Here is a 15,174-nt window from a genome sequence, read left to right as displayed (position 1 = left end):
ATGTTAGAAATAAAAGATTTGCACGCAAGTGTAGAAGGTAAAGGTATTTTAAGAGGAATCAATTTAGAAGTAAAAGCAGGAGAAATACATGCTATTATGGGACCAAATGGTTCCGGTAAAAGTACATTGGCTTCGGTAATTGCGGGTAAAGATGAATACGATGTTGAAAAAGGGCAAATTCTTTTAGACGGTCAAGATATTGAAGAATTATCTGCCGAAGAACGCGCTCACAAAGGTGTGTTTTTATCTTTTCAATACCCAATCGAGATTCCTGGAGTTAGTGTCACTAATTTCATAAAAACAGCGATCAACGCAAATAGAAAAGCAAAAGGACTAGGAGACATGCCAGCAAAAGATATGTTGAAAATGATCCGTGAAAAATCTGAGCTTTTAGAAATTGATAGAAAGTTTTTATCACGATCTTTAAACGAAGGATTTTCTGGAGGTGAGAAAAAGCGAAATGAGATTTTTCAAATGGCAATGCTCGAACCAAAATTAGCAATTCTTGATGAAACAGATTCTGGTTTAGATATTGATGCTTTACGTATTGTGGCTAATGGCGTTAATAAATTGAAGAGTAAAGATAATGCGGTAATCGTTATTACACACTATCAAAGGTTATTAGACCATATCGTTCCAGATTTTGTACATGTTTTATATAATGGACGTATTGTAAAGACGGGAACTAAAGAGTTAGCTCATGAGCTAGAAGAAAAAGGTTACGATTGGATTAAAGAAGAAGTTGAAGCATAAACTAGTTGGCAGTAGGCAGTATTCAGTAAGCAGTTTTAATAAACTTGCGAAGACTGAAGACTGAAGACTGAAAGCTGAAGACTGAAATAATGGAATTAAAAGATAAATTAGTATCGTCATATATGGCATTTGAAGACACAGTAGATGTTAATTCTTCTGTCCATGATGTTCGTGACAAAGCCATAGAGATTTTTGAAGATAAAGGGTTTCCTTCCAAGCGTGAAGAAGATTGGAAATATACCTCACTTAAAAGTATTTTGAAGCATGATTATAGTGTATTCCCTAAACAAGAGAATGCGATAGAATATAATGATGTAAAAAAATACTTTATACACGATATTGATAGTTATAAAATCATTTTTATAGATGGTAAATACTCCTCTCATTTGTCACAAACGACTCATGACGGAATAGATATATGCTTGATGTCGTCTGCTCTATCAAAACCAAAGTATCAACTAATTATTGAAAACTATTTTAATAAAGTTGCTACAAAAGATGGTTTATCTTCATTAAACACTGCTTTTTCTAAAGAGGGTGCTTATATTCATGTTCCGAAGAATAAATTGGTGCAAAAACCAATTCAAATTATACATTTTTCTACTGGAAATGAATCGGCGTTAATGTTACAACCACGTAATTTAATTGTTGTTGACGAAAACTCTCATGTTCAAATTATAGAACGTCACCAAAGTTTGACAGAAAATCCTGTGTTGACTAATAGCGTTACAGAGATATTTGCTAATAAAAGAGCGATTGTTGACTATTATAAAATCCAAAATGATAAACAAAGTGCGTCGTTGATTGATAATACCTTTATCAATCAAAAGCGTGAGAGTCATGCCTCAGTTCACACGTTTTCTTTTGGAGGTAAGCTAACACGTAACAATCTCAAATTCTACCAAAATGGAGAGCGTATAGACTCCACTTTAAATGGTGTCACTATTATTGGAGACAAGCAACACGTAGATCATAATACATTGGTTCATCATATAGAGCCTAACTGTGAGAGCCACCAAGATTATAAAGGCATTTTCGGAGATCAGTCTACAGGTGTTTTCAATGGAAAAGTCGTTGTAAATAAAGAAGCTCAAAAGACAAATGCGTTTCAGTCTAATAATAACATATTATTGAGTGATAAGGCGTCAATTAATAGCAAGCCTCAACTAGAGATTTTTGCAGACGACGTAAAATGTTCTCACGGATGTACTATTGGTCAATTAGATGAAAGTGCCATGTTTTATATGCGTTCTCGAGGTATTCCAGAAAAAGAAGCCAAAGCCTTATTAATGTTTGCATTTAGTAATAACGTTTTAAATTCAGTTAAAATCCCTGAAATCAAACAACGTATTACTAAGATTATTGCTAACAAATTAGGCGTTAATCTTGGGTTTGATCTTTAAGAAACTCAATGTTTTTTACTTGTCCGTCACAAGACAACAACAGGCCTATTATTTTGCCACTCTTGTTGGTTGTAAAATGATATAATGTTCTGTTTTGGTTCCCAAATTTGTTAATTTCAACAGGGTAAAGGGTTATATCTAAGTTGTTATAATAAGATAATTTTAGTGCTTTATTTTCTAATGCAAAAGTATAGTTAGTTTCTAATTCTTCGGAAAAATAGTTACCCACGTACTCGCTTAAACCAGAAGACGATTTTGTGATTAGGTGGGCCGGTTTAAAATAAAATAGTGTTCAGCCAAAGGACACAATCAGATCCTCTTTATCTGTTTTTTTTTGATTCTTTTTCTTTTGAAATGAGCAACATATTTACAATTTGATTAGATCTCTTCTCAATAATTAATGCTAAAATAGTATAGTTTGTATGTACCATGTTCTGGAAAGCTTGGGAAAAATTGAAGTATCGTATTATCTAAACTTAACTTCCCGTCTTTGGTCAATGTCCATATCACAGCAGATGTAAATTGTTTGCTAATAGATGCTAAACTAAAAATTGAGAGTCTCTGTTTTTTATGATGTGTTCTAAATTTGCAATCCCAAACCCTTTAGCATAGTAAAATACAAATAGGACAATGCAACAAATCTTTAACTTTGACATTGCTTATATTTTTGATAAAAGTAACTAGGGATTAAACCAAAATTCAGAAACAAGAAGCCTATAAAAACGATAATTCCTCTGTAGGGCCATGTTAGAAATTCAAACATGGCTCCAATACCTAAGATGAAAAAAGTAATAAAGCCCAGAACATAAAATGATTTTGTCATAGTAAATGAATTATGAAAATTTGTGGATTGATGATTTGTAGCGATCATAGAAATATGTTGGAATCACAACTAAAATGAAAACTATACATCCTGAAAACAAAAGTATTGTGGCATAAGGCCAATGCATTACTTTAAAAAGTAATCCTGTCATAATTAACAGAACAGCAATTGTTGATGCCAAATGAAGTACACGCTTTAATCGAATAGCATGTAGTGCAAATTTTTGTAAATTTGTCTCTAATTGCAGATTTTGAAAACTAGTATAACCTCCAAATTTTTGAAGTGTTTCTTGATATGAACCATCAAAATCTTGAGAATTACTTGTTTCTATATAAGTGCAAATATGATCGAGTAAGTCTTCTCTTAAGTCTTTAGATTTTACACCATAAAGATTTAAGTTGTTTTCAATAAATTTAATATGTTGATCGGTTAGTATCATGATTTTAAAGTTTCAGAATTAAAAATAAGATGTAAGGTGTCCATAAAATCATTTATTTCTTTTGTGACTTCTGTCACCATCATTTTGCCATCCTTTGTGACTTTATAATACTTCCTAACGCGTTTTCCTATATATACTTTTTCTGTCTCTAAAACACCTTTAGCTTCTAGTTTGTGAAGAATAGGATATAAAGCGCCTTCAGATATATCAATTTTTCCAGAGGTTAATTTTTTGACTTCTTGTGTTATTTCGTAACCATACATTTTATCCCTACTGTCTATCAGTTTTAAAATTATGGGTTGTAATGTTCCTTTCGTGAGTTCTTTGCTATACATTTTACAAATATACATTTTATTTAAATGTATTTTAATAAACTATTAAAAAATGCATAAGTTTTGTTTTTAGAATATCATTTTAATTAAACATCTCGTAACTTTACAACTATGATAAATGTCGATAAAATAAGAGAAGATTTTCCAATTCTAAATCGAAAGGTAAACGGGAAACCCTTAATATATTTTGATAATGCTGCAACCTCACAAACACCGCAACAGGTTATTGATGTGATTGTTGATTATTATTCGAATTACAATGCAAATATTCATAGAGGAGTGCATACTTTAAGTCAAGAAGCAACCGATTTATATGAAGGAGCACGATTAAAAATCCAGAAGCATTTTAATGCAAAGCACAATTATGAAATCATACTAACATCTGGTACAACTCATGGTATAAATTTAGTAGCTAGTAGCTTTTCTTCTCTGTTAGAAAAAGGAGATGAGGTTTTGGTTTCGGCTCTAGAACATCACAGTAATATTGTGCCTTGGCAAATGTTATGTGAGCGCACAGGTGCGACTCTTAAAGTGATCCCAATGAATGAGCAAGGGGAATTGATTATGAGTGATTATGAGGCCCTACTTTCACAAAAAACAAAATTAGTGTTCGTAAATCATATTTCTAATGCTTTAGGAACCATAAATCCAATAAAGAAAATAATTGAAATGGCACATGAGGTTGGTGCTGCTGTTCTTGTTGATGGCGCACAATCTTGTCCGCATATCAAACCAGATGTTCAAGATTTAGATGTTGATTTTTATGTTGTAGGAGCGCACAAAATGTGTGGGCCAACTGGTGTTGGTTTACTCTATGGAAAAGAAGAATGGCTTAACAAATTACCGCCATATCAAGGTGGAGGCGAGATGATAGATCAAGTTACTTTTGAGAAAACTACCTATGCTGGCTTACCTCATAAATTTGAGGCAGGTACTCCAAATATCTGTGGAGGTATCGCTTTTGGAGCTGCAGTAGATTATTTGAATGGGATTGGTTTTGACGCTATAGCTAGTTATGAGCATGAACTTTTAGATTATGCTACTCAGCAACTTTTAGATATTGAAGGTTTGAAAATATACGGTACGGCAAAAGAAAAAACCTCTGTAATTTCTTTTAATATTCAAGGTATACACCCTTATGATATAGGTACCATTCTAGATAAAATGGGTATTGCCGTTAGAACAGGTCACCATTGCGCACAGCCTATTATGGATTTTTATAAAATCCCAGGAACTGTTAGAGCATCATTTGCCTTTTATAATACGAAGCAAGAAATAGATGCATTGGTTGAAGGTGTTAAGACCGCAAAAATGATGCTTTCTTAAATTTTGGCTTCTTTTTTGTGTTATTACTAACATAAATAGTAAAACTTAAAACTATGAAACTAATAATATGTGTTCTCTTGATGTTGATATCAACTAAGGACTGTGATAAAAACAAAGCACAATTGACGAGTGAGAACGTTTCCGAAGCGACGACTACAGAAAGCTCTAATTGGAAAATGCAAAAGGGTATGAAAATTAATTATCGCGCTGTTACAAGAGGTTCTTATTTAGAAATTTGGATTGAAGGCGATTCTATAAAGTACACTTCAGATAACACCTTAAAAGCTATTTCGACACATCAAATTCCAAAAGAGGAAAAGGAAGACCTTATGAAACTTATAGATGAACTTGACGAAAAAACGCTACCAGATTTGGAGGCACCATCAATAAGACATCAATTTGATGGAGCAGCTATAGCAACCCTTGAAATCACTAATGGCGAGGATTCCTATAGAACAGTCGCATTTGATCATGGGAATGCTCCAAAATCAATTGGATTACTAGTAGAAAAGATGTTATCAATTAAAACTATGTTCGAGAAACAATAGAGATATTGTATCTTTGTGTTTTTGGAAGATAATGGTCAAATAGACAAAAATATAAAAATGACAATTACAGAAATACAAAACGAAATAATCGAAGAATTTTCAATGTTTGATGATTGGCAAGAACGCTATCAGTACATGATTGATCTTGGCAAAACCTTACCTCTTATTAGCTCAGAATACAAAACGGATGACAACATAATCACAGGCTGTCAAAGCAAAGTTTGGGTACATGCCAATATGAATAATGATAAAGTTGAATTCACCGCAGATAGTGATGCTATTATTACCAAGGGTATTATAGCTATATTGATTAGAGTATTTTCTAATCAGCATCCAAAAGACATTATAGAGGGTAATACCGAGTTCATCGATACGATTGGATTAAAAGAACATTTATCACCAACACGAGCGAACGGATTGGTAAGTATGATAAAACAAATTAAAATGTATGCTCTTGCATACCAAACACAATTAAATTAATTTAAAATGAGCGATACAAAAATCGATACGAACCTATTAGGTGAAAAAATAGTACGCGTTTTAAAAACAATCTTTGATCCAGAAATACCAGTAGACATTTATGAGCTAGGTCTTATTTATGATGTCTTTGTAAATGAAGATTATGAGGTTAAAATATTAATGACGTTAACGACTCCAAATTGCCCTGTGGCAGAAACATTACCATTAGAAGTTGAAGAAAAAGTAAAATCTTTAAACGATGTTAAAACAGCAGAGGTTGAGATTACTTTTGATCCGCCTTGGACTCAGGATTTAATGAGCGACGAGGCTAAATTAGAATTAGGAATGTTGTAAATGGGTAAGGAAATTATAAATAGAGTTGCCTTAAGTAAATTAATGGTAGTGGATCTTGAGGACTACTATCCAGAAGGTGAGCGCATTATTTTTGATATCAAAGATTGGTTGTATGAAGGTTTTGTTTTAAGAGAAAAAGACTTCAGGCAATTGGTTACTGATTATAATTGGTCAAAACATGAAAATCAATTTGTAGCTTTAACTTGTTCTACAGATGCCATAATTCCCGCCTGGGCTTATATGCTATTGACTATAGAATTGCAACCGTATGCTAGAAAAGTTAATGTAGGAGATTTAGAGTCTCTTGAAACGTCAATTTATCAAGATATTATTAATGGTTTAGACGTGGAGCCTTATCACGATAAACCGCTTATTATAAAAGGGTGTGCTCATAAGCCAGTACCTTCAAATGCTTATATTATGTTAACCAGCAAATTAAAACCAGTAGCTAAATCCATTATGTATGGTGAGGCGTGTTCTTCGGTTCCATTATTCAAAAGAAAATAAACAACTTCACTTGTGACTTTATTTTAAAGTAGTATCTAATAAAAGAACTACCTGATGAGCTTAAAGCGAATTTTGGAATAATTAAGGAATGAATTATATTTGCGCAATTAATATATTATAAACCATTAAGATTATGACTAAAAAATTACTTTTAACAACAACATTGTTCTTGTCAATGGCTTTTGGTTTTTCTCAAACAAAAGAAGAACTACAAATACAAAAAGCAGAAAAACAAGGAATTGCTGATGCGGCACAAGCAGAAGCAGACGCTTTACAAAGCCAAATAGACGTACTTCCAGGATGGAGAATAGGTGGGTTTGGTGTTGTTGGAGGAAGCTTATCTAACTTTAATAATTGGTATTCTCAAGGAGCTCCTAATAACACTTCGGGTAATATTGGTATTACATTTAATGGTTTTGCTAATAAAATTGAAGATAAGTACTTTTGGAGAAATTCATTAACAACTAATTTTAGTTGGGTGAAGTTAGATAATAAAGATTCAGATTTCGACTCTGAAGATTTTGAACCTACAACAGATATATTTAATATTTCTTCTTTGTACGGGAGAAATATTACCTCTAAATTAGCAGCTTCTGCATTAATGGAATATAGAACAACTGTGTTAAGTAACTTTAATGAACCAGGATATTTAGATGTTGGTATTGGTGGGGCTTGGATGCCAATAGAAAATCTAATTATTGTGATTCACCCATTAAACTACAACTTCGTTTTTGCTGATAATGATACTGTATTTGAGTCGTCTTTAGGAGCTAAAATCATGGCTGATTATACACGTCAAATTGGGGCTATAGGTTTTAAATCTAATTTATCTATGTTTCAAAGTTATAAGAGTGGAGATTTATCTAACGTAACTTGGACAAACTCATTTAGCTATACCCTTTGGAAAATGATTGGTGTTGGTTTTGACTTTGGATTAAGAAGTAACAAACAAGAAGCATTAAATTTTGCTCAGTCTAATTTTACAGGTGTTCTTGCAGATACTCCAACCTTTGATAATGTAGAGAACGGTTTACAAACGTATTATACATTAGGATTGACTTACAAATTCTAAAATGTACTAGTTTTATATAAATTAAAAGGCACCTCATAGAGGTGCTTTTTAATTTTAAGGAGTTATTCTTCCTCTTCAGAATAATCTGGATATAGAAAGTTATTGTAAGGAAAACGAGTGACATGTATCTCCCTTACTTCGTCATAAATGCGTTTTTTGAATATATCAATATTCTTTTTGTTCAATGCAGAAATAAATAGCGCATTGTTTCCAACACGATTCATCCACGTTTTTTTCCACTCATCAAGCGAGTAATGTAATGAGGTTCTTTCTGTAACCAAGTCGTCATCATCAAAAGGTTCTGCCTCGTAAGCATCAATCTTATTAAACACCATGATTGTAGGCTTATTAGAACTGTCAATTTCACCTAGAACTTTATTTACTGAGTCTATATGTTCTTCAAAATTTGGGTGAGAAATATCTACAATATGCAGTAATAAGTCAGCTTCCCTTACTTCATCCAATGTGCTTTTAAAAGACTCGATTAATTGAGTTGGTAATTTTCGAATAAAACCAACAGTGTCTGTTAGCAAAAATGGAAGATTTTGAATAACAACTTTTCTAACCGTTGTGTCTAGTGTTGCAAAGAGTTTGTTTTCAGCAAAAACGTCACTTTTACTAATAACATTCATTAATGTAGACTTACCAACATTAGTATAACCAACTAAAGCAACACGAACCATTTTGCCACGATTACCCCGTTGCACAGCCATTTGCTTATCTATGATTTTTATTTTTGCTTTGAGCAAGGCTATCTTGTCACGAACAATACGTCTATCTGTTTCTATTTCTGTTTCACCGGGACCGCGCATCCCAATACCACCTTTTTGTCTTTCAAGGTGAGTCCACATTCCTTTTAGTCTAGGCAACAAATATTCACATTGCGCTAATTCTACTTGAGTACGTGCATAACTTGTCGTTGCACGTTGAGCAAATATATCTAGAATGAGGTTGGTCCTGTCTAGTACTTTACAGCCTAATATTTTGCTTATATTACGCTCTTGAGCCGAGGATAGTTCATCATCAAAAATAGCAGTTCCTATGTTATTATTTTCAATGTATTCTTGTACCTCAATCATTTTACCAGTACCTATAAAAGTTTTAGGGTTTGGCATGTCCATTTTTTGAGTGAATCGTTTTGAAACTTCTCCACCAGCTGTGTAAGTTAAAAACTCTAATTCATCTAAATATTCATTAGACTGTTCTTCGTTTTGTGCTTTAGTAACGACGCCAATGAGTACTGCTTTTTCTAAGGCTATATTTTTTTTTTCAATCATAAATTTCAGTAAAAAACAAAGTTACATAATTGAACGTTCGTGTATTGCATTTTAAAACTTAAATTTGTATCGTGAAACCCAAAGAATTAAAAACATCAGCACATACTATTGCATTTTATAATCTCGAAAACCTATTCGATATACATAATGATTCGACAAAACACGATGGTGATTTCTTGCTAGGTTTAGAAAAACGCTGGACAAAAAAGCGCTACGAGGAAAAACTTTATAAACTAGGACAAGTGATCTCTAAAATTGGTTTTGATGATACTCAAAAACCACCTGCAATTGTTGGTTTGGCAGAGATTGAGAATAAAAAGGTTATTCAAGACTTATTACAAGGTAAAGAGTTAGAGCCCTATGACTATGGGTTTGTTCACTACGATTCTAAAGATGAGCGTGGTATTGACGTGGCATTGATTTATGATAAATCCGTATTCATTGTTGAAGATTCTAAAACATATTCGGTATATTTAGAAGATCATAAAGGTGAGCAAGATTATACAAGAGATATTCTATTAGTATCTGGAATGTTTTATTCTGAAAAATTGCACCTTATCATCAATCACTGGCCTTCAAGAAGGGAAGGGGAACTGGAGTCTAAGCCTAAACGTGCAAAAGCTGCTCAAAAAGTGGTTGAAATTATGGATAGTCTTAAAAAAGCCCATTTAAATCCTAAAATATTAGTGATGGGAGATTTTAATGATAACCCAAGTAACGAGAGCCTTAAGTTTCTATCTAAGGCAGGAGAGCTTTATAATCCTATGGACACATTAATGTCTTATAGTAGAGGTAGTGTTAGCCATAATTTTAAATGGAATATTTTTGATCAAATATTGTTTTCTACAAATTTTTTCGAAACTGAAATGAATGCTCTCAAATTTGACGAAGCTAATATTTTTGATGAAGCATTTTTAAAACAAAATAAAGGAAAATTTAAAGGTCAGCCATTTAGAACTTATGCAGGTAAAAAGTATAAAGGAGGTTATAGTGATCACTTTCCCGTTTATATCCAATTAAATATGACGAAACCTTAAGTTCAAAAAAACTTTTTCTTTTTACCGATGATAATTGCTTTTTATCTATTATACCAATGTTAACAGTTTGTTAACTGCCATTTTTTTTATCTTCGGTTCTTGTGGGAGTCTTCTTTGTTAGACTAATTTTGTTTAAGATCGTCAGTTCTGCCCCAGTGACTAATTTTAAGATATTAATTATCAATTATTTAGATTGATTAACAGCATTTTTTGATATGAAAAAAATATTACTCTCGTTACCATTTATTTTTGTTTTTTCAATTTGGTGTGCTGATGCACAAATTACGGCTTATCCTTATCTTGAGGATTTTGAGTCAGGCGATGGAGGTTGGGTCGTAGATGCAGCTAATCCAGGGTCTTGGGCTTTAGGAACACCAGCCGCAACAGTTATTAATTCGGCAGACTCAGGTGCAAACGCATGGGTCACAAATTTAACAGGTGATTATGTTGCAAATGAAAATGGTATTGTAACAAGTCCAGTTTTTGATTTGTCTTCATTGGTTTCTCCATCTATTGAATTGAGTGTTTGGTGGAATTCGGAATTCAGTTGGGATGGTATGGTTCTACAATCGTCAATAGATGGAGGTGCAACATGGCAAAACGTAGGTGCAAATGGTGATTCAAATAATTGGTACAATGATAATTCTATAGCTGGAAACCCGGGAGGACAACAAGAAGGTTGGACAGGGAGAGGTGCTTCTGGTTCAGCGGGTTGGTTAGTTGCAAGACACGCATTAAACGGATTAGGCGGTGAGACTAATGTAATTTTAAGAATTGCTTTTGGGTCTGATGGTTCAGTTCAGGATGAAGGTGTCGCTTTTGATACGGTTTCAATTTTTGAAGTGACTTGTCCAGAGCCTTCAGGAATTACAATTGCAGCAGTCACAGAAAATTCAGTAGATATAAGTTGGGTTCCTGGTGGAGCACAAACAACTTGGGGAATAGCTGTGCAAACAGCGGGTACTGGTATACCAACTGGTGCGGGAATATCTACAATGGATAATAATCCTTATAATGCAATAACATTAACACCAAGCACAGCTTACGAAGTATACGTAAGAAGTGATTGTGGTGCAGACGGATTTAGTAACTGGGTTGGCCCAATTAATTTCTCAACATTAAATGTGCCACCACCTGCTCCAGTAGGAGTAACCTGTGCTGCAGGAAGTTCTTCGTTTATTTTCACTGAAAACTTTGATCAAGATCCGCCTTCAGGTTGGACAGGAACTGGCTTTTCTGGTACTGATGGAAATTGGGACATAACCGCAGCAGGTGCCAATTCATTTGGTACAGGTCCTGCGAACACCTTTGATGGAGGGACAGGAACACATATGGAGTATGAAGCATCTGGCAGTGCTACGGCTATCGCATCAGCGATCAGTCCAGCAATTGATTTATCTGCGGCAATAGATGGTGCAGAGCTTTCTTTCTTTTTCCATGCTTTTGGCGAAGATATGGGAACGCTTAATGTCGGCATTTCTAATGATCCAGCAGGTCCATTCACAAACGTATTCGCATGGGTTGGAGATTTACAAATTACAGATACAGAAGCTTGGGTGCCAGTGGGTATTAATTTAGACGCGTATTTAGGTCAAGTTATATATTTAGAATTTAGTTATGGAGCAGCAGGTACAGGTTTTGAAGGAGATATGTCTATTGACTTTATAAGAGTAGAATCATGTGGAAACTTTTGTATTCCACCTAGTGGAATTACAGTAGCTAATATCACAGGAACATCTGCAGATATAAGTTGGACTGCTAATAATGGAGAAACCTCATGGGAATATGTTGTTGTTCCAGTGGGAACAGGAGAGCCTTCGGGTCCTGGAACTACCATTGCAACACCTTCAGTTAGTATTTCTGGTTTAGATTTTTCTACGGAATACGAAGTATGGGTTAGAGCAGATTGTGGCGGAGGAACATTTAGTATATGGTCTGGACCATCAAATTTCACAACAACTATTCAAACTAATTTTGATGTAGACTGCGCAGTAGGACCTACCAATAGTTTTATTTGCTATGGAAATAATGATTCAGAAATATTTACATATACGAGTTCTGGTGGGGCAGCATTAAACCTTACTATAAATACAGGAGAAATAGAAGGTGCGCCTTTTGATTTTTTATTAGTGACTGACGGAAATGGAACGGTGTTGTATAATGATGAAGGTAACGATGGAGTGCTAGATGGCTTAACGTTTCAATCTATTACAGATATTATTACAATTCAAATAACTTCAGATGGTTCTGTGAGTTGCGAATCTGGTTCGTTTACAGAGGGTATAGATTTCACAGTAGCCTGCGCTACATGCGTGAATCCAATAGCAACATATCAAGTGATTGATGATTGTGATAATGGAGATCAATTTTTAATTGATGTTAATATTACAGATCTTGGAGACGCTACATCATTAACAATATCTAATAACAGTGATGGAACTACAGTGCCAGTTACTGCAATTGGAACGTATCAAATTGGGCCATTCCCGTTTTTGGTTGATGTTGTCGTTTCGGTGAGTAACGATCAAGATGTTAATTGTGTAATTAATAGTAGCCCAATTCAATTATTAGCTTGTCCTCCAGAAAATGATAACCCTTGTGGTGCCGTGGTTGCTGTAGTAAATGATGACCAATCATGCGATATAGTTACAGCAGGAACATTAATTGAGGCAACAGACTCTGGTGTGCCTAACGGAAGTTGTGGTGGAAATCCAGATGATGATGTTTGGTTTCAATTTACAGCATTAAATGAAGTACAATTAATTTCAATCGTGAATATCGCTGGTGGAGGTTTCAATACAGATCATGCTTTATACGAAGGCGATTGTGATAATTTAGTAGAAATAGAATGTACAGATGGTACAGCAAGTGTAACACCTCAGTTAGTCGTAGGTAATACGTACTATGTTAGAGTGTTTTCAGGAGGAAATAATGCTGAAACGACAACATTTGATTTATGTATAAAAGAAGCACCAACTAATATTATTTGTGAAAATGCTGAAAACTTTTGCGCAGAAGAAGGAGGGGCTTTAACAACATCTAATATTATTGGTATTCCAGATCCAACAGATATCGCTTGTCTCTTTTCTGCTCCAAACCCAACTTGGAGTATTATTCAAATTGGTGAACCTGGATTGATTGAAATAGAAATCTCTCAAGTAGATGAAGCTGGAAATGGCTTAGATGTTGATTTCGTGCTTTGGGGACCATTTAGTGATTTAGAAGGGGCCTGTGATGGCTTAGATGTAGGTTGTCCAAATCCAGGTGATTGTCCTAATAACACAGGTGATCCAGATTTTTATCCTTCTGGAAATATTGTAGATTGTAGTTATTCATTTGTTTCTGTAGAAAACTTAACAATTGATAACGCTCAAACAGGAGAAATCTATTTATTATTGGTGACTAATTTTTCTGACGATCCAGGAACAATTTCAATTAGTCAAACAAATACAGGAGGCGATAGTGACGGTGATATTACGGCAGAAATAGAAGTCGATTTAGGAGCAGATCAAAACTTTTGTGGATTCGCAGACTTTGAATTAAATGCAGATTCTCCGTTTGCTGACACTTATGAGTGGTATGATGATGGCTTTATTATTGACGGGGAATCTGGGCCTACATTAATTATTACAGGTTCTAGCACATATACGGTAATTGCATATGATGAGCAATGTGATTCTCAAGCTCAAGACTCTGTAACTGTCAATTTTGGTCAAGAACCGGTAGCAAATACTGTTGATGATATTATTACCTGTGATGACAGTTCTGCAGATGAGATCGAAGACTTTGATTTAGAAATACGAACTGATGGAGTTTTAGGAGCACAAATTGCAGCAGATTTTAATGTGACTTATCACTTAACTTTAGCAGAGGCTCAAGCAGACTCAGGAGCATTAACATCTCCTTATACTAATATTTCAAACCCACAAACAATTTTTGTTAGGATTGAAGATGCAAATGCTCAGTTTTGTTTCGCAACAGCTAGTTTTGATTTAATAATATCTGGCCCAACACCAACAGCCACTAGCATTCCGTTAGAAGTGTGTGATGATGATACAGATGGAAGTGCTGATTTTGATTTAGCAGCACATAGTATTAATGTCTTAGATGGTCAAAGTGCAGCAGACTTTACAGTCTCTTATTATGCTTCGGAAACAGATGCAAACACAGCAACAAGTCCAATTGCACTTTTATTTACAAGTACATCTCAAACGATTTGGGTACGTGTAGAAAGTAACGTTGCGTTTGATTGTTTCACAGTAGTGTCTATCGATCTAATTGTAAGACCATTACCGAGTACTTCATTTACAACAGATTTTGATTATGAGGTGTGTCCTAATGCAACGGTTCCAATTCTAATAACTGCAACAGCAAATAACTATTCAGAGTCTGAAGTGACTATTGTTTGGTACCAAGATGGTGGTATTATTACTGGAGAGAATAGTTTAACGCTTTCTGTACTCGAAGCAGGTTTATATGAAATAGAAGTGACATTTAATGATGCTACTCAATGTACTAATATTATAAGTCAAGATATAATAGAGCTAGAAAGCTGTGTTATTCCACAAGGTATTTCTCCAAATGGAGATGGGATGAATGATACGTTTGATTTAAGTAGCTACGATGTAAGTAAACTAGAGGTATTTAATCGTAATGGAACATTAGTGTATTCTAAAACAAACTATACTGACGAATGGTTTGGTCAAACAAACGAGGGTGATGAATTACCAGTAGGAACTTATTTCTATACAATGGAATATGAAGATGGTAAACAAAGAAGCGCTTGGATTTACATACAACGCCAACAATAAGAACCAATTAATAAACACAATAAGAATTCTCGA

The 15,174-nt window shown here is 34.3% G+C and carries 14 protein-coding genes; 10 read left to right on the top strand and 4 right to left on the bottom strand.

The window, feature by feature from the left end; genetic code table 11:
- Together sufC and sufD are read left to right on the top strand one after the other, a co-directional pair.
- Nucleotides 1–753, top strand: coding sequence for a Fe-S cluster assembly ATPase SufC (gene sufC, locus H593_RS0107640; protein WP_028871907.1), 753 nt, complete (start codon nucleotides 1–3; stop codon nucleotides 751–753).
- A gap of 89 nt (nucleotides 754–842) precedes the next feature.
- On the top strand, nucleotides 843–2,156 hold the full coding sequence (sufD, locus tag H593_RS0107635) for a Fe-S cluster assembly protein SufD (protein WP_028871906.1): 1,314 nt from the start codon (nucleotides 843–845) through the stop codon (nucleotides 2,154–2,156).
- Here sufD and H593_RS0107630 read toward each other — a convergent pair.
- The 3 genes from H593_RS0107630 to H593_RS0107615 form a co-directional block, all read right to left on the bottom strand.
- A complete protein-coding gene (locus tag H593_RS0107630; RefSeq protein WP_028871905.1) occupies nucleotides 2,134–2,385 on the bottom strand; it encodes a hypothetical protein in 252 nt (83 codons plus the stop codon). The genes sufD and H593_RS0107630 overlap by 23 nt on opposite strands.
- A 604-nt stretch (nucleotides 2,386–2,989) precedes the next feature.
- Complete coding sequence (locus H593_RS18700) at nucleotides 2,990–3,418, bottom strand: hypothetical protein (RefSeq protein ID WP_037051765.1); 429 nt, start codon at nucleotides 3,416–3,418, stop codon at nucleotides 2,990–2,992.
- The gene (locus H593_RS0107615) at nucleotides 3,415–3,753 is read right to left on the bottom strand and encodes a PadR family transcriptional regulator (RefSeq protein WP_037051762.1); all 339 of its coding nucleotides are present in this window, start codon (nucleotides 3,751–3,753) and stop codon (nucleotides 3,415–3,417) included. Before H593_RS0107615 ends, H593_RS18700 begins: the two co-directional genes overlap by 4 nt.
- Before the next feature lie 108 nt (nucleotides 3,754–3,861).
- On the opposite strand from H593_RS0107615, the gene H593_RS0107610 reads away from it, so the two are divergent.
- The 6 genes from H593_RS0107610 (at nucleotide 3,862) to H593_RS0107585 (ending at nucleotide 8,016) form a co-directional block, all read left to right on the top strand.
- Nucleotides 3,862–5,076, top strand: coding sequence for an aminotransferase class V-fold PLP-dependent enzyme (locus tag H593_RS0107610; protein WP_028871902.1), 1,215 nt, complete (start codon nucleotides 3,862–3,864; stop codon nucleotides 5,074–5,076).
- 53 nt (nucleotides 5,077–5,129) lie between these two features.
- Nucleotides 5,130–5,624: a hypothetical protein gene (locus H593_RS0107605; RefSeq protein ID WP_028871901.1), complete on the top strand. Its 495-nt coding sequence runs from the start codon at nucleotides 5,130–5,132 to the stop codon at nucleotides 5,622–5,624.
- A gap of 57 nt (nucleotides 5,625–5,681) precedes the next feature.
- On the top strand, nucleotides 5,682–6,104 hold the full coding sequence (locus H593_RS0107600; protein ID WP_028871900.1) for a SufE family protein: 423 nt from the start codon (nucleotides 5,682–5,684) through the stop codon (nucleotides 6,102–6,104).
- A gap of 6 nt (nucleotides 6,105–6,110) precedes the next feature.
- On the top strand, nucleotides 6,111–6,437 hold the full coding sequence (locus tag H593_RS0107595) for a DUF59 domain-containing protein (protein WP_028871899.1): 327 nt from the start codon (nucleotides 6,111–6,113) through the stop codon (nucleotides 6,435–6,437).
- A complete protein-coding gene (locus tag H593_RS0107590) occupies nucleotides 6,438–6,944 on the top strand; it encodes a DUF2480 family protein (protein WP_028871898.1) in 507 nt (168 codons plus the stop codon).
- 133 nt (nucleotides 6,945–7,077) lie between these two features.
- Nucleotides 7,078–8,016, top strand: a complete 939-nt coding sequence (locus H593_RS0107585; RefSeq protein ID WP_037051759.1) for a DUF3078 domain-containing protein — start codon at nucleotides 7,078–7,080, stop codon at nucleotides 8,014–8,016.
- 62 nt (nucleotides 8,017–8,078) lie between these two features.
- Here the strand turns inward: H593_RS0107585 and hflX are convergent, their stop codons facing one another.
- Nucleotides 8,079–9,293 carry a GTPase HflX gene (gene hflX / locus H593_RS0107580; RefSeq protein WP_028871896.1) on the bottom strand — a complete coding sequence of 405 codons (1,215 nt, stop codon included), beginning with the start codon at nucleotides 9,291–9,293 and terminating at the stop codon, nucleotides 8,079–8,081.
- Nucleotides 9,294–9,364: 71 nt separating this feature from the next.
- On the opposite strand from hflX, the gene H593_RS0107575 reads away from it, so the two are divergent.
- Nucleotides 9,365–10,330, top strand: coding sequence for an endonuclease/exonuclease/phosphatase family protein (locus H593_RS0107575; RefSeq protein ID WP_028871895.1), 966 nt, complete (start codon nucleotides 9,365–9,367; stop codon nucleotides 10,328–10,330).
- A 215-nt stretch (nucleotides 10,331–10,545) separates the two neighbouring features.
- Entirely contained in the window at nucleotides 10,546–15,141 is a 4,596-nt protein-coding gene (locus H593_RS0107570) for a T9SS type B sorting domain-containing protein (RefSeq protein WP_028871894.1), read from the top strand.
- Nucleotides 15,142–15,174: the final 33 nt, after the last annotated feature.

Source organism: Psychroserpens burtonensis DSM 12212 (genome assembly GCF_000425305.1).
In the GTDB taxonomy this organism is placed as follows: domain Bacteria; phylum Bacteroidota; class Bacteroidia; order Flavobacteriales; family Flavobacteriaceae; genus Psychroserpens; species Psychroserpens burtonensis.
Note: the sequence above shows the minus strand (reverse complement) of the source record. Positions and strands in the feature narration are given on the sequence as shown.

Excerpts from the sequence above, each read along its gene's own strand:
- H593_RS0107600 (WP_028871900.1), top strand. The coding sequence starts at position 5,682 with ATGACAATTACAGAAATACAAAACGAAATAATCGAAGAATTTTCAATG.
- H593_RS0107595 (WP_028871899.1), top strand. The coding sequence starts at position 6,111 with ATGAGCGATACAAAAATCGATACGAACCTATTAGGTGAAAAAATAGTA.
- H593_RS18700 (WP_037051765.1), bottom strand. The coding sequence starts at position 3,418 with ATGATACTAACCGATCAACATATTAAATTTATTGAAAACAACTTAAAT.
- hflX (WP_028871896.1), bottom strand. The coding sequence starts at position 9,293 with ATGATTGAAAAAAAAAATATAGCCTTAGAAAAAGCAGTACTCATTGGC.
- H593_RS0107610 (WP_028871902.1), top strand. The coding sequence starts at position 3,862 with ATGATAAATGTCGATAAAATAAGAGAAGATTTTCCAATTCTAAATCGA.
- H593_RS0107605 (WP_028871901.1), top strand. The coding sequence starts at position 5,130 with ATGAAACTAATAATATGTGTTCTCTTGATGTTGATATCAACTAAGGAC.
- sufD (WP_028871906.1), top strand. The coding sequence starts at position 843 with ATGGAATTAAAAGATAAATTAGTATCGTCATATATGGCATTTGAAGAC.
- H593_RS0107570 (WP_028871894.1), top strand. The coding sequence starts at position 10,546 with ATGAAAAAAATATTACTCTCGTTACCATTTATTTTTGTTTTTTCAATT.
- H593_RS0107615 (WP_037051762.1), bottom strand. The coding sequence starts at position 3,753 with ATGTATAGCAAAGAACTCACGAAAGGAACATTACAACCCATAATTTTA.
- H593_RS0107585 (WP_037051759.1), top strand. The coding sequence starts at position 7,078 with ATGACTAAAAAATTACTTTTAACAACAACATTGTTCTTGTCAATGGCT.
- H593_RS0107590 (WP_028871898.1), top strand. The coding sequence starts at position 6,438 with ATGGGTAAGGAAATTATAAATAGAGTTGCCTTAAGTAAATTAATGGTA.
- sufC (WP_028871907.1), top strand. The coding sequence starts at position 1 with ATGTTAGAAATAAAAGATTTGCACGCAAGTGTAGAAGGTAAAGGTATT.